The organism is Flavobacterium sp. LC2016-12, assembly GCF_015351595.1.
Classification (GTDB): domain Bacteria; phylum Bacteroidota; class Bacteroidia; order Flavobacteriales; family Flavobacteriaceae; genus Flavobacterium.
The window spans coordinates 465,451-479,691 of the sequence record NZ_JADKPT010000002.1; the positions used below are offsets into that span (position 1 = coordinate 465,451).

Here is a 14,241-nt window from a genome sequence, read left to right on the forward strand (position 1 = left end):
TGTCTAAAAAAATCATTACAATGAAAAAATTAATTTTATCCTTAGTACTCATGGCTGTAACATCAGGTTACAGCCAGGAGTTAAACCTACCAGTGTTTACTCAGTATTTGGCTGATAACCCTTTTGTTCTTTCGCCTGCTTATGCGGGGATTGGTGATAATCTTAGAATTAGAGCCAATGGACTAACCCAATGGGTTGGAATTAAGGATGCACCAGAAAATCAATCGCTTTATGCTGATTTCAGAGTCTTAGATCGTTCCGGGGTAGGAATCTCCGTTTATAATGATAAGAACGGTTATACAAGACAAACAGGAGCGAAAGTTTCGTTTGCACATCACTTGATTCTTGATTATTATACAAAGCAATATTTGTCTCTTGGTATTTCCTATAATTTTAATACGTTTAGAATTGATACAGATGAATTTAATACGACGATAGAACATCCTGTTATCGACCCATCTGTTACAGATAATCGCTATAATGCCAATAATAACTTTGATATTAGTGCCTTGTATCGTAACAGGAATTTTTATGTGAGTTTTAACGCAAATAACGTTTTAAAGAAAAACACAGATAAATATCGTGGTATAGAACCTAATTTACTTTCAAACTACCAGGTTTATACCGGATATGTTTTTAAAGATGGAGAAAACAGTCGTATCGAATATGAACCATCAGTATTCTACCAGTATTTTGCAAGTGATAAACGTTCTACAACCGATTTTAATTTCAAATACAGACGTTACAATCGTTACGAAGATTATTACTGGATCGGAGTTTCTTATCGTTTCTTAAACGACCAATTTCCTAAACCATTATCTGTTGGGCCAATGGCGGGTTTCATGAAGTCTAAATTCTACTTCGGATATTCTTATCAGGTAATGTTCAATGATCTTGGAAATTATAATACCGGTACACACGTAATTACTATCGGATTTGATTTCTTACAGTCTATCAGTAACTGTCCTTGTACGCAAGGCCCTGTTCACGACTAATATTTACAGTTAAATTACTGCAGTCTGAATTTCATTTTATTTTGAAGAAAATAAAGAAGATTTTTACTGCAGTATGTTTAACTTCATAATGGTATAAGCAACCATTTTTCTCTTTTTTAATTATTAATTTGTTTTTTTTCATAAATTACATCGTTTTCGTTGTTATTGATAGGTTATTTTTACATATTTCAAATTTAATACTACTCTAAAAGTTCTATATTTGTTTTTCTTTCAAAAAATTAAAAAATTATCAAATGAAAACTTTAAACGATTTCGATTTTAAAAATAAAAAAGCAATCATCCGTGTTGACTTCAATGTGCCATTGGATGAGAATTTTAATGTAACAGATGCAACTCGTATCGAAGCTGCAAAACCAACAATTGACGCGATCTTAGCCCAAGGCGGAAGCGTTATTTTAATGTCACATTTGGGAAGACCAAAAGGTGCTGAAGAAAAATATTCATTAAAACATATTTTAAAAACAGCTTCTGAAATTTTAGGTGTTGAAGTTAAGTTTGCTACTGATTGTGTTGGAGAACCAGCTCAAACTGCAGCTACAGCTTTAAAGCCAGGTGAAGTTTTATTGTTAGAAAATTTACGTTTTCATGCTGAAGAGGAAGCTGGAGATGTTGCTTTCGCAAAAGAATTAGCGTCTCTTGGAGATATCTATGTAAACGATGCTTTTGGAACAGCTCACAGAGCACACGCTTCAACAACAATTATTGCACAATTTTTTCCAACGGAAAAATGTTTCGGAACATTATTGGCAAAAGAAATAGAGAGTTTAAATAAAGTTCTTAAAAATAGCGAGAAACCAGTTACCGCTGTTCTTGGAGGTTCTAAAGTTTCTTCAAAAATCACGGTTATCGAAAATATCTTAGATAAAGTAGATCACATGATTATAGGGGGAGGTATGACTTTTACTTTCGTTAAAGCGCTAGGTGGTAAAATTGGTGATTCTATTTGTGAAGATGATAAACAAGAATTAGCACTTGAAATTTTAAGATTGGCTAAAGAAAAAGGAGTTCAGATTCATATTCCGGTTGATGTTATTGCTGCTGATGATTTCTCAAATACAGCAAATACACAAGTGGTAGATGTAAAAGAAATTCCTGATGGATGGCAAGGTCTTGATGCAGGTCCTAAATCTTTGGAAAATTTCAAAAAAGTAATTTTAGAATCTAAAACTATTTTATGGAACGGACCATTAGGTGTTTTTGAAATGGAAACATTTTCAAAAGGAACTATCGCTTTAGGCGATTATATTGCGGAAGCTACGCAAAATGGTGCTTTTTCATTAGTAGGTGGTGGTGACTCTGTTGCTGCTGTAAAACAGTTCGGTTTTGAAGACAAAATGAGCTACGTTTCTACTGGTGGTGGAGCAATGCTTGAAATGTTAGAAGGAAGAATTTTACCTGGAATCGCTGCGATTTTAGACTAAAAAATCACAATTAACATTTTTTTGCATATTTTTCATTGGTAATCTATTTAAGTTTGCAAAAATACGATTACTATAATTGTTTGAATTATAGGATTTTAAAAATATGTTATATGATTGTAAAGAAAATCTCCTTAGCGGTTACAGCTCTTTTTTCAATAACGATGTTTGCGCAGGAAACTGCAACAACTTCGCTGGATATAAAACCAGAAGTAAAGCTGTCGTACTTAGATTCTGTAAAGAGTTCTTTCAAAAAGGACGAGGTGGCTGCAAAAGTTGACAGTCTCTGGATGAAGGAATGTTTGAGTTTAGATATCTACAATGATTTTTCAACAGATATTCAAACTGTAAATACAGATCAGGATGTTAATGCCGAATTGCCAACTGAGCTTTTAAAACAGCGTTTGCAGGCAATGAATGAGAAATCTCCTTTTAATATTGAATACAATCAGGGATTAGAAAACATAATAAAGTCATTTCTTAAGAACCGTAAAAAATCGATTTCCCGATTAATGGCTTTATCAGAATATTATTTTCCAATTTTTGAGGAAACTTTTGCCAAACAAAATATTCCTTTAGAAATTAAATATTTAGCTATTGTAGAATCTGCTTTAAATCCTAAAGCAGTTTCTAGAATGGGCGCAACAGGTCTCTGGCAATTTATGTACGGAACCGGAAAACAATACGCACTTAAAATCGATTCTTACGTCGATGAGCGCAGTGATCCATTGAAATCTACTGCCGCAGCTTCAGACTATTTTTCTAAAATGTATACTATTTTTGGTGACTGGGAGCTTGTTTTGGCTTCTTATAATTCAGGTCCCGGAAACGTGACCAAAGCGATTCGCCGCTCTGGAGGTCAAACAAAATATTGGGATATTCGTAGTAATCTTCCAAAAGAAACGCAAGGTTATGTACCGGCATTTTATGCAACAATGTATCTTTTTGAATATCATAAAGAACACGGTATTAACCCGGAAAGAGCTGTCGTTAAAAACTTTGAAACGGATACAGTTAATGTTAAAAGCGAAATGTCATTCAAACAAATTGCCGATTTGTTAGACATGCCACAATCTCAAATTCAGCTTTTAAACCCTTCTTATAAATTAAATGTTGTTCCTTTTTATCAGGGAGAAAATCATTTTATTCGATTACCAAAAGATAAAATTGCAACTTTTGTTAGCAACGAAGACAAGATTTACGCTTATGTAAGACACGAAGCTGAAAATAAAACAATGTCAAGTCGTTTAGCTTTAAAAGTAACTCCTAAAGCAAAAGTACAATTGAATAAAGCAATTGATACAGATGTTCAGTTGTATAAAATTCAAAAAGGCGATAATTTAGGCGCTATTGCCGAGAAGTATGATGTAAGTATTAGTGATATAAAAAAATGGAATCACCTTAGATCAAATTCAGTTGCACTTGGAAGAACGTTAAAAATCAAATCTGATGTTGATCCGCTTAAAGCTTCAAAAGAGGCTAAAACAATTCCTGCAATAGAGAAAAAATCAGAAGAAGCCATTGCTGCTGTTGATGATAAAGATAAAACTACAGGTAAGGCGCAAGAATATGTTGTAGTAGCCGGAGACAATTTAGGAAGCATTGCTAAAAAATTCGGTACGACTATTGCTGAACTAAAAGAGCTTAATAATCTAACGTCAAATAATATTGGTTTAGGGAAAACTTTAGTGATTTCTAAAGAAATTCCCGCAATCGAAGAAACTGCTGCAGTTAATACAGCTATTGCTTCAAATGCTTCAGTTGATTCTTTCAAAAAGAAAACAGCTTCTGCAAAAAGCATGGGCGAAGATTATTACGTGAAAAAAGGAGATTCATTATATAGTATTTCAAAAAAATATCCTGGAGTTACAATTTCAGATATTAAAAAATGGAATGGTATTAAAAATGAAGATTTAAAACCGGGAATGAAGCTCAAAATAAACGGATAAAAAAAAATCATTTAAATTTGGGTTTTATTTCATAAATTAATAAAATGAATAAAACCCATTTTTTATTGGTCCTAATCCCGTTTCTATTGCTTTCGTGCTTAAAAACCGAAAAGCAACCTGAACCTGTTTCGGGTAAAACCAATACCATTTCGGTCATTATTGATGATCAGTTGTGGTACGGAGAAGTGGGTGATAGCATTCGAAATAAATTTGCCTCGCCAGTTTGGGGTCTTACTCAGGAAGAACCTCTTTTTACAATCAATCAATACCCCGCAAGATTACTCGAAGGTTTTGTTACCGATAGCCGAAGTATTATTGTAGTGAAAAAAGCCGCTACAGATAAATTCGAGATTATCCGCAGCAAGGCATTACCACATAACACCTTTCGTATCTACGGAAAATCGGTAGACGATATTATTTGTAGTATCGAAATGAACGGATCGCAAATTATCAAAATGATTCGTGATGCCGAAATCGAAAAAATTCAGCAAGACAACAGCAAAGCCTTATTAAATCCAGCCGTACTCAAAAATAAATTTCATATTGGCGTTCAAATCCCGATAGGGTATGAATATATGTTGCACAAAAAGAACTTTATTTGGCTGAAAAAAGAAATTATCAGCGGTAATACAAGTCTTCTAATTTATCAGGTACCCATCAAACAATTGACTAAAACTTCAGACATTGTTGGGAATATTGTTAAAATGCGCGATTCAGTCGGACGCTACATCAAAGGCCGTGAACCCAATACACAAATGATTACCGGTGAAGCTTATGCGCCGTATTTTTCGACTATTTCATTAGATGGGAAAAAGACATTTGAAACCAAAGGAACCTGGGAGCTGAAGAACGATTTCATGACCGGACCCTTTATCAATTATGCAATTGTCGATGAAGCTTATAATAGAATTTTAGTCATTGAAGGTTTTTGCTATTCTCCATCCAATCAGGAAAGAGATCTAATGCTGGAGTTAGAAGCTATTATAAAATCTGTCAAAATTGATAAAAGATAGTTTGCAATAATTTTCATACTTTTGTTTTAACAAACATTAAATCAGTAAATTATGAAAAGTTTTTATGTAGGATTATCAATGTTGGTGCTGTGTTTTGTTTCTTGTAAAAAAGAAGTAAAACCAGAAACGGAAGCCGTTACAGTGACGGATAGCGTTAAAACAGAAGAACCAATTGCCGAGCAGCCTTTAGATTCTGCAACGCAAATGAAATTGTGGACAGCATATGCTACGCCTGGAAATGCCCACAAAATGATGGCAGATGAAACCGGAACCTGGAAATGTGATATGACTTTTTGGGAAGAACCAAATGGCAAACCTAGTAATGCTACATCTACAGCAAATATTAAAATGATCTATGGTGGACGTTATCAGGAAACCGATTATCAGGGAACGATGATAGGGCAACCATTTGAAGGAAAAGCTACTTTGGCATATAATAATGCAAGCAAAGAATTTACGACTACTTTTATCGATAACATGGGTACTGGTATGATGGTTGCGACAGGAAAATATGATGAAGCTACTAAGAAGGTTGAATTAAAAGGGGAAATGGTTAGCCCATTAAATGGTAAAAAAACACCTTATCGTGAAGTTTATACTTTTGTGGATGCAAATACCCGTAAGATGGAAATGTATGACACGAAGAATGGTGAAGAATACAAAAGTATGGAAATTTTGATGACAAGGAAATAAGAATCCTAATTTATAATTAGAGAATAATATAAATCCCGTTTGCTTTAAGTATTCGGGATTTCTTTTTTAAATCACAGTGTAATTTTGATTTTTAAATTTAATTTTGATCTTTCAAATAAGAATAAATAGTTCGCAATGGAATTAAAATGGAAAATAAAGCCGTTTGAGGCACTAACGGTTCACGAGTTATATGATTTGCTTAAAGTAAGAAGCGAGATCTTTGTAGTGGAGCAAAACTGCGTTTATTTGGATATTGACGGCAAAGACAAGAAAGCATTACACTTAATTGGCGAATACGATGGAAAAGTAGTAGCGTATTCACGTTTATTCGATGCCGGAATTAGTTTTGATAATGCTTCTATTGGAAGAGTTGTTGTTGATGCCAATTATCGCGATAAAAAATGGGGACACGATTTAATGCGTGAAGCTATCGCTGGAATAAAAGCAAATTTCGGGAAAGATAAAATTACCATTGGAGCACAATTTTATTTAAAGAAATTCTACGAAAGCCATGGATTTGTCCAGACAAGCGAAATGTATTTAGAAGATGATATTCCGCATATTGAAATGATTCGCGGAGAATAAGAAAACTGGGAATTTTAAATTAATGACACGATGTTGCAATAGTTTTATAAGAGTCTTTTTAGTTTTATAATAATCTGATAAATAGCAAAATAGTAGTTTTGTTTAGAGTAAAACTTTAAGTAAAAAACCTTTAAGTTTTAGTGACTTGTGGCAAAACGACACTAAATCTTAGTAATCAAAAATTCAACCCGTCTGTCAAAATCATCACCACGTCCTAAAGGATATTTATTTCCACAACCTTGATAAGACATTCTGTTCTTGGAGACTTTTTTAGTAGAAAGATAATTGAAAACGGTTTTGGCACGGTTCCACGAAAGTCTTCTTTCTTTTGTATCTTTGTCAATTCCGTCACTGTAAATTTCGGGAGTGCAGCAAACGTGACCTCTAATTTCAAATTGAATTTTTTTATCAGTTTGTAGTTTTACCGCAATTTTATCCAGTTCTTTTTTTGAAGCAGGAGTAAGTTTTGAACATCCAATGTCAAATAATATATTATCAAGGTATATTTTATCACCAACTTTTAAATTGTCTTTAAACGAGGTATAAATACCCTTTCCAAAACTATTGCGTTTCACCACAATCAAGTCAACCCGCCGATTTTTTGTACGGGTTTCGTGAAGGTTTTCTACGGTGTCCGGTTTTAAGACAACACGGCCTTTTCCTTCTAAAATAACAATTTTACTTTGATTAAAACCGGCAGAAACCAAGAGGTTCTGAATCGTATTAGCACGATTATTTGATAATCTAAAATTATAGTCGTCGTTACCGCGATCATCGCAATAGCCATAAATCTGTACAGACTCCACTTTTGTAGTGTCTATACTTTTAATAAATTTAGTTACAACTTCGGTTTGTTGTGGAGTAAGATCATATTTATCAAACTCAAAATAAATGGTTTCAATAGGTTTTTGCTGTGCCGATAAATTGTAAATAAAAAATAAAAACAACAGTCTGCAAATTTTCATTTTTTTTAAATTTTTAAAATCGTCTTGTACTCGGTTTGATTATTTAAAACGTTGACCGCTTTTTTAATTTCTGAATTATTTTTAATGTAAAATTGATATAAACCTTCCTGATATTGGTATCTTTTGATAAGCTCTTCCTGAATTAGACCTTTAATTTCTTTTTGGTTTTTATCCAATAGGGTGGTTTCGCTTTTTTCAAGTGCTGCCAATAATTGTTGGTATTCCGGGGCAATTGTTTCGTCTATTTTCTCCGTTTTGGCTGCTGCCAAAGTGTTTTTCAAAGCTACTTCGGTCTCGGTATCAAAACTGATCTTATTTGCTTTTAAATATTGCTTAAAGCTCGCGTAATCAGCATCAGTCAGCACCGGAATCTTATCTCCTAAATTTGGATTTTTGTAATAATACGTTGTAGCATAATCAAAAATCCCGTCATTCTTCAATAATGCTGTCGTAATCGGACTCATTTTAGTTTCGTCTAATTCAATATCTGGCAAGACACCTCCACCATCATAAACCGTTCTTCCTTTTCTGGTTTTAAAAGCATTGAAATTTTTAGCATCCGTTTTTTGAGCGACACCATTTTTGTCTTTGTGCGCATAATCCAACGCCTGAATACAACGGCCAGATGGTGTATAATAACGAGAAATGGTAACCTTCAACTGAGTTCCGTAAGTCAGGTCAACAGAACGCTGTACCAAACCTTTTCCAAAACTGCGGCTTCCTAAAATAACAGCGCGATCTAAATCCTGCAAAGCTCCGGAAACAATTTCAGATGCTGAGGCACTTCTTCCGTTTACTAAAATAGCAAGTGGAATTTGTGTATCAACAGGTTCTTTGGTCGTTTTATAAGTGTTGTTGTGTTTTTCAATTCTTGATTTTGTTGTTACGATAACTTCATTTTTCGGAACAAATAAATTACAGATGTCAATTGCTTCATTTAACAAACCGCCTGGGTTTCCTCTTAAATCCAAAACAATTTGTGTTGCACCATCAGCTTTCAGTTTTTCTAAAGCTTCTTTTACTTCTGCAGCCGCTTTTCTGCTAAAATGTGCCAAAACGATATAACCTGTTTTGTCATCAATTTTTCCATAAAACGGAACCGATTTGATATCAACTTCGTTCAAAACCAACTCAGTTGTAAAGGTTTTTCCCTGACGAAGGTACTTGATCTGGATTTTGGTATTTTTTGTTCCTTTCAATAATTGAGAAGCGTCGTCTTTAAAATCGGCAATCAAAACATCACCAATCTGAATAATTTCGTCACCCGCTTTTAATCCGGCTTTATCTGCAGGATAATTTTTATAAGGCTCACGAACAATTAAACGATCTTTTTTGCGAGATATCAAGGCGCCAATTCCAGTATATTCTCCGGTATTATTGATTTTAAAATTGACAACATCTTGTTCGTTAAAGTAAACCGTGTACGGATCTAAACTTCCCAACATGCTTTTAATCGCTTTGTCCATCAAATCACCGGGATTGGTTTCGTCGACATAATTGGTGTTAACCGCTTTAAATAAAGTCGTGAAGATTTCGATTTGTTTGGCGATCTCAAAGAAATCATCTTTGAAACTGGTTCCAATAAATAAAAATCCTGCGGCAACGGCTGGTATAACGAACTTCTTTTTGAGATAAGGATACATGATTTATGCTTTTTTTCTTTTTAATCTTCTTCTAATAAAATAGGCTACTAAACAAAATAAGATAACAAACGGCCAAACGCTTAATAATGAAATCAATAAATCAGATAAACTATAGAATCCTGATTTAATTGCTGTCCACAGTTTGGAGCCATACGATATTTTAACGCCTTCTTTTTCGGCAATTGTTTTGTAAAATTCAATAGTAATCGTGCTTTCAGAAACACGGCTTTCCAAATATTTGAGTTGGCCTTCTTTGGCATCGATCTCTTCACGAATAGTCGAAATTTGTTCCTCAATTTCTAAAATCTCACTTACCTTGTTTGCTTTTTTTAAGATTTCAAGATAACGTTCTTCGAGCTTTTTCTTGGTTTTTAATCTGGATGTCAGATCAATAAATTGTTCCGTAACATCTTCGGCAGATATACTTTTAACTTCAAAATAAGAAACTCCTTTAGAAATATCACTTATAAAACGATCAAAATTCTGACTTGGAACTTTTATTGTAAGATTTCTAAAAACGGTTGCAAAATCTTTTCCTTCAGAATCGTTTATTATTCTTGCTTTATTTGTGGTCGCTGCGTTTTGAATTCGATTGAAAGTAGTTTCAAGATCATCAGTTTCAAATCTTAAAGTCGCTTCTTTTATGATTTTCTGTTCGATTTTTTCTTTTATCGCAGGAGGAGCTGCCGGATCCGACTGATCTGAACTTTTGTCGTATACAGCTGATTCATTTTTAGGCGGAAGTTTTACAGTTTGAACGGCCATAACTGTATCTTTGGCATCGTATGATTTATTACAACCAGAAAGAATTAAAACAAAACAGAAAAAACAAAAAATATATCTCATAAAGTTCCAATTTAGAGTTAAAACTACAATTTTTTTATAATTTTTTCTCTAATTTGATAAACAAAGTTGTTTTTTGAGATTTAGATTTCTGTTTTGGTTTCAGAATCTGTCGTTTTGTTTATTTGTTGCAGAAATTTCTCAAACAACTGAATCGTTTTGGTATTGATTTCTTCGTAAGATAATTTGTCTTTCGTTTGATAGAAAAACATCAGAGAATAAGGCTGTTCCACATTATCCCAAAGCAAATGTTTGTTTAATCGATAGGTTTCTCGCAACACTCTTTTGAAATAATTGCGGTCAACGGCTCTCTTAAAATATTTCTTAGAAACGGAAACGCCCATTTTAATTTTTTCTTCTGAATCAGCTTCCGCTTGACGGTAAACCAAACGCAATGGATATTTTGAAACCGATTTCCCTTCGGAAAACAGTAAACCAATTGTCGTTTTGCTCTTTAAGCGTTCATTTTTAGGGTAAGTGAAGTTCATTTAATTCAGAAAAAAATTGCAATATCAGGTACAAAGGTAATTTTTTTATTTTCGGTTTAAAGTGGTTGATGGGTTTTATGAAATGAATTGGCACTTTTTTTATAATGTATAATAGTCCTACAGCGCTTAAATTTGTAAAATCCAATTATTAATGTAAATACAATTCGTACAAATTGGTATAGTTTTTAGAGCATTATTTCTTTTAAGTACCGTATATGCTGATACTTGTATAATTTTTATACCGCTAAAAATTTATTTATTACTTTTGGCAATTAATTTTTTAAAGCATGCAAAAGATAATTTCGTATCCCATATCCGTAATTTACTATTTATGTTTTGGATTGTGTCTGGTTGTTTTTCATCCGATACAATGGATCTGCCTAAATGTTTTTGGCTATCAGGCTCATAAAATTAGCGTTGATTATTTAAATTTTTTCCTTTTAAGATGTACCAATCTTGTCGGAACTACGTATACTATTAAAAATAGAGAGACAATTCCCACGGGAGTTCCTTTGATTTTTGTGTCTAATCACCAAAGTATGTACGATATCGTGGCAATGATTTGGTATTTTAGACGATTTCATTGTAAATTTGTAAGTAAGAAGGAGTTAGGTAGCGGAATCCCAAGTGTATCTTTCAATTTACGCCACGGAGGTTCGGTCCTAATTGACCGTAAAGACCCTAAACAAGCGATTCCTGTAATCAAAGGCTTGTCTGAATATATTGAAAAGAATACAAGATCTGCAGTAATTTTCCCCGAAGGCACAAGAAGTAAAACTGGTAAACCAAAAGAATTCGCCCAAAGCGGTTTGAAAATTCTTTGTAAATATGCGCCATCAGCGTATGTGGTTCCGGTAAGTATCAACAATTCATGGAAAATGGTAAAATATGGCTTTTTCCCGGTTGGTTTAGGAAATCACCTTACCTTTACCGCACATAAAGCAATGGCTGTAAAAGATTATGATTTTGCCGAGTTAATGAAGTTGACAGAAAAGGCAGTTGTTGAAGGAGTAAACGAGTATAAATAGATTTTTGTTTTCAGAAATAAAACGGAAACACAAATCGCAATCTTAAATAAGTAATGTCTATAAAAAACATTAGATTAGAGGTTATGCAGTTTTTGGAAAAAAACGTAGATAGCTTCGTAGAACAGTATTTAATTCCAGTAGAAAAAATTTGGCAGCCGTCAGATTTTCTACCTAATTCTGAAGGAGATAATTTCTTTGAGGAGGTTAGAGAATTACGCGAAATTGCCAAAGAATTACCATATGATTTCTGGGTAACTTTAGTAGGTGACACGATCACTGAAGAGGCTTTGCCTACATATGAATCATGGTTGATGGATGTTGAAGGAATAAATCAGGTAGAGAATGGTGGAAACGGTTGGTCTAAATGGATCCGTCAATGGACAGGAGAAGAAAACCGCCACGGTGATTTACTAAATAAATACTTGTATTTGTCTGGTCGTGTGAACATGCGTGAAATTGAAATGACAACACAGCACTTAATCAACGACGGTTTTGATATCGGAACTGGATCTGACCCATACAAAAACTTTGTATATACTAGTTTCCAGGAATTAGCAACCTATGTATCACACAACAGAGTAGCTCAAATGGCTAAGAAATTTGGTGATAACAAGTTGTCTAAAATGTGTAAAATGATTGCTGGTGACGAAATGCGTCATCATCATGCTTACAGCGAATTTGTTACGAGAATTTTCCAGGTTGATCCTAGCGAAATGATGTTGGCGTTTCAATACATGATGAAACAAAAAATCGTGATGCCGGCTCACTTCTTAAGAGAATCCGGTCAAAAGATCAGTTCAGCTTTCGAACAATTCTCTGATTCTGCACAACGTATCGGTGTTTACACTGCAAATGATTATGTAGATATCATGCAGAAATTAATTGACAAATGGGAAATTGACAAAGTTTCTAATTTGACAGATGAAGCAGAAAAAGCACGTGATTACTTAATGAAATTACCAGCCCGTATGGCTAGAATTTCTGAAAGATTAGTAATTCCGCAGGAATCTCACATTTTTAAATGGGTTGAACCTGCTAGATTGTAGATTTTAGATTTCAGATTGATATTGCAATTGAATTTTGATATTGTAATTGACATTGAAAACATATTGTTGATTGTTGAAGTGTAAGCTTTGACAATCAACATTTTTATTTAAAATAGAAAAAAGCCAGTGTTAATCCGTTTAAATCCGTGTCATCCGCGTGCCATTCCCAACACAAAAAACTATGAATAATTCTGATTTAATAAATAAAACAATTGCGTTCGTAAAAGAAAAACTAAATGATGCCGAAGGTGGACACGATTGGTTTCATATCGAGCGCGTTTATAAAAATGCCCTTTTAATTGCAAAAGATACTGATTGCGATTTGACTGTTGTTCAGCTTGGCGCTTTACTTCATGATATTGCCGACAGTAAATTTCATAATGGAGATGAAACCATCGGGCCAAAAACGGCCAGATTGTTTTTGGAATCTGAGAATGTTTCTGAAGATACCATTCAACACGTGGTAAACATCATCGAAAACATCTCTTATAAGGGCGGAAATTTCGAAAAGAACTTCTCCTCTATAGAATTGGATATCGTTCAGGATGCGGATCGTTTAGACGCAATAGGGGCAATTGGAGTAGCAAGAGCGTTCAATTATGGCGGATTTAAAAATAGAGCCTTATATGACCCTGAAATTGCGCCTGTAACAAACATGAGCAAGGAAGAATACAAAAAGAATAATGCACCAACGATAAATCACTTCTACGAAAAACTTTTACTCTTAAAAGATAAAATGAATACGGAAACAGGAAAACAAATTGCAGCTGAAAGACATAAGTTTATGGAAACCTTTCTGGCGCAGTTTTACGCAGAATGGGAGGGAGTGAAATAGATTTTTATTCCACAGAGATTCGCCAAGAAAACAAAAAGCTTCACAAAGAAATATAAATCTCTGTGAAGCTTTGTGTTTTTTTACTTTGTGTATTTCTACAAAATGCTTTTTTTAAATCTTAGGTTAGTGCATGCGCGAAATCCAATCTACTTGAGTAATTGTTGTCATGATAAAAAGGAGATAGCTTAAAAAACCTTTTTGCATAAAAATGCATATATATTTATTGAAAAAATTTAGAGAACTTATTTTTGTCTCCATTTTTTTTAATATGTAATTATTTAAATAAAACCAGAATATTAGAATAATACTAAAAGCGCATATTTTTCGGAAATCCGATGGGTTTATTTGATGTGCAAAGAAATTTAATTGGTGTGTTATGTAGATACTTATAAAAATTGTTGCAATGATTAAATTAGCAGAACGATTTAAAAGATTCTTTTTATGAAGAAATAAGAATAAAAACAGGTTTAAGAATATGAAAAATACATAATAAATAAAGTTTGCCATATTCTGAAATTAATTTTAATCTATATATCTCTGTGAATTGTTTCCAAAACCTTTGTCCCTTTGAGCCTTTGCCCCTTTGAACCTTCTTCTACGAACATCCACAATTCCCATCGCCACAATCCTTTTTCTTCTTAGATTTCCAAAAGAACTTCTTAATCAAAAAGACAACGGCGATAAATAATATTCCAAAGGCAATAATTTCTTGTATCATA

At 33.6% G+C, this 14,241-nt stretch carries 14 protein-coding genes; 9 read left to right on the forward strand and 5 right to left on the reverse strand.

All coding sequences use genetic code 11. The features are described 5' to 3' along the window. Nucleotides 1-20 precede the first annotated feature (20 nt). The 6 genes from IRZ99_RS06370 (at nt 21) to IRZ99_RS06395 (ending at nt 6,674) form a co-directional block, all read left to right on the forward strand. Entirely contained in the window at nt 21-995 is a 975-nt protein-coding gene (locus IRZ99_RS06370) for a type IX secretion system membrane protein PorP/SprF (protein WP_228519030.1), read from the forward strand. Nucleotides 996-1,249: 254 nt separating this feature from the next. After that, a complete protein-coding gene (gene pgk, locus IRZ99_RS06375) occupies nt 1,250-2,437 on the forward strand; it encodes a phosphoglycerate kinase (RefSeq protein ID WP_194656456.1) in 1,188 nt (395 codons plus the stop codon). A 110-nt stretch (nt 2,438-2,547) separates the two neighbouring features. Beyond that, nucleotides 2,548-4,383, forward strand: coding sequence for a LysM peptidoglycan-binding domain-containing protein (locus IRZ99_RS06380; protein WP_194656457.1), 1,836 nt, complete (start codon nt 2,548-2,550; stop codon nt 4,381-4,383). A 44-nt stretch (nt 4,384-4,427) separates the two neighbouring features. Further along, the gene (locus IRZ99_RS06385) at nt 4,428-5,396 is read left to right on the forward strand and encodes a DUF4837 family protein (protein WP_194656458.1); all 969 of its coding nucleotides are present in this window, start codon (nt 4,428-4,430) and stop codon (nt 5,394-5,396) included. Between the two features lie 51 nt (nt 5,397-5,447). Next, nucleotides 5,448-6,089, forward strand: a complete 642-nt coding sequence (locus tag IRZ99_RS06390; protein ID WP_194656459.1) for a DUF1579 domain-containing protein — start codon at nt 5,448-5,450, stop codon at nt 6,087-6,089. A gap of 135 nt (nt 6,090-6,224) precedes the next feature. Further along, nucleotides 6,225-6,674, forward strand: coding sequence for a GNAT family N-acetyltransferase (locus tag IRZ99_RS06395; RefSeq protein WP_194656460.1), 450 nt, complete (start codon nt 6,225-6,227; stop codon nt 6,672-6,674). Between the two features lie 161 nt (nt 6,675-6,835). Here IRZ99_RS06395 and IRZ99_RS06400 read toward each other — a convergent pair whose 3' ends face one another. The 4 genes from IRZ99_RS06400 to rnpA all read right to left on the reverse strand — a co-directional run bounded on the left by IRZ99_RS06400 (nt 6,836) and on the right by rnpA (nt 10,613). Further along, nucleotides 6,836-7,639, reverse strand: coding sequence for an OmpA family protein (locus IRZ99_RS06400; RefSeq protein WP_194656461.1), 804 nt, complete (start codon nt 7,637-7,639; stop codon nt 6,836-6,838). A 5-nt stretch (nt 7,640-7,644) separates the two neighbouring features. Next, a complete protein-coding gene (locus tag IRZ99_RS06405; protein ID WP_194656462.1) occupies nt 7,645-9,282 on the reverse strand; it encodes a S41 family peptidase in 1,638 nt (545 codons plus the stop codon). A gap of 3 nt (nt 9,283-9,285) precedes the next feature. Then, nucleotides 9,286-10,128, reverse strand: coding sequence for a DUF4349 domain-containing protein (locus IRZ99_RS06410; protein WP_194656463.1), 843 nt, complete (start codon nt 10,126-10,128; stop codon nt 9,286-9,288). 80 nt (nt 10,129-10,208) lie between these two features. Beyond that, nucleotides 10,209-10,613 (reverse strand): ribonuclease P protein component, encoded by a 405-nt coding sequence (rnpA, locus tag IRZ99_RS06415; RefSeq protein WP_194656464.1) that lies wholly within the window; start codon nt 10,611-10,613, stop codon nt 10,209-10,211. A 287-nt stretch (nt 10,614-10,900) separates the two neighbouring features. Here rnpA and IRZ99_RS06420 point away from each other — a divergent pair, with 287 nt between their 5' ends. The 3 genes from IRZ99_RS06420 to IRZ99_RS06430 all read left to right on the forward strand — a co-directional run bounded on the left by IRZ99_RS06420 (nt 10,901) and on the right by IRZ99_RS06430 (nt 13,522). Next, nucleotides 10,901-11,641, forward strand: coding sequence for a 1-acyl-sn-glycerol-3-phosphate acyltransferase (locus IRZ99_RS06420; RefSeq protein ID WP_194656465.1), 741 nt, complete (start codon nt 10,901-10,903; stop codon nt 11,639-11,641). Nucleotides 11,642-11,694: 53 nt separating this feature from the next. Continuing rightward, nucleotides 11,695-12,687, forward strand: a complete 993-nt coding sequence (locus tag IRZ99_RS06425) for an acyl-ACP desaturase (protein ID WP_194656466.1) — start codon at nt 11,695-11,697, stop codon at nt 12,685-12,687. Nucleotides 12,688-12,868: 181 nt separating this feature from the next. After that, nucleotides 12,869-13,522: an HD domain-containing protein gene (locus tag IRZ99_RS06430; RefSeq protein WP_194656467.1), complete on the forward strand. Its 654-nt coding sequence runs from the start codon at nt 12,869-12,871 to the stop codon at nt 13,520-13,522. A 595-nt stretch (nt 13,523-14,117) separates the two neighbouring features. Here the strand turns inward: IRZ99_RS06430 and IRZ99_RS06435 are convergent. Next, entirely contained in the window at nt 14,118-14,240 is a 123-nt protein-coding gene (locus tag IRZ99_RS06435) for a FeoB-associated Cys-rich membrane protein (protein WP_194656468.1), read from the reverse strand. Nucleotide 14,241: the final 1 nt, after the last annotated feature.

Bases quoted from the DNA above. Each gene is read 5' to 3' on its own strand.
- IRZ99_RS06370 (WP_228519030.1), top strand. From the start codon at position 21: ATGAAAAAATTAATTTTATCCTTAGTACTCATGGCTGTAACATCAGGT.
- IRZ99_RS06420 (WP_194656465.1), top strand. From the start codon at position 10,901: ATGCAAAAGATAATTTCGTATCCCATATCCGTAATTTACTATTTATGT.
- IRZ99_RS06400 (WP_194656461.1), bottom strand. From the start codon at position 7,639: ATGAAAATTTGCAGACTGTTGTTTTTATTTTTTATTTACAATTTATCG.
- IRZ99_RS06435 (WP_194656468.1), bottom strand. From the start codon at position 14,240: ATGATACAAGAAATTATTGCCTTTGGAATATTATTTATCGCCGTTGTC.
- IRZ99_RS06385 (WP_194656458.1), top strand. From the start codon at position 4,428: ATGAATAAAACCCATTTTTTATTGGTCCTAATCCCGTTTCTATTGCTT.
- IRZ99_RS06380 (WP_194656457.1), top strand. From the start codon at position 2,548: ATGATTGTAAAGAAAATCTCCTTAGCGGTTACAGCTCTTTTTTCAATA.
- IRZ99_RS06410 (WP_194656463.1), bottom strand. From the start codon at position 10,128: ATGAGATATATTTTTTGTTTTTTCTGTTTTGTTTTAATTCTTTCTGGT.
- IRZ99_RS06405 (WP_194656462.1), bottom strand. From the start codon at position 9,282: ATGTATCCTTATCTCAAAAAGAAGTTCGTTATACCAGCCGTTGCCGCA.
- pgk (WP_194656456.1), top strand. From the start codon at position 1,250: ATGAAAACTTTAAACGATTTCGATTTTAAAAATAAAAAAGCAATCATC.
- IRZ99_RS06430 (WP_194656467.1), top strand. From the start codon at position 12,869: ATGAATAATTCTGATTTAATAAATAAAACAATTGCGTTCGTAAAAGAA.
- rnpA (WP_194656464.1), bottom strand. From the start codon at position 10,613: ATGAACTTCACTTACCCTAAAAATGAACGCTTAAAGAGCAAAACGACA.
- IRZ99_RS06425 (WP_194656466.1), top strand. From the start codon at position 11,695: ATGTCTATAAAAAACATTAGATTAGAGGTTATGCAGTTTTTGGAAAAA.
- IRZ99_RS06395 (WP_194656460.1), top strand. From the start codon at position 6,225: ATGGAATTAAAATGGAAAATAAAGCCGTTTGAGGCACTAACGGTTCAC.
- IRZ99_RS06390 (WP_194656459.1), top strand. From the start codon at position 5,448: ATGAAAAGTTTTTATGTAGGATTATCAATGTTGGTGCTGTGTTTTGTT.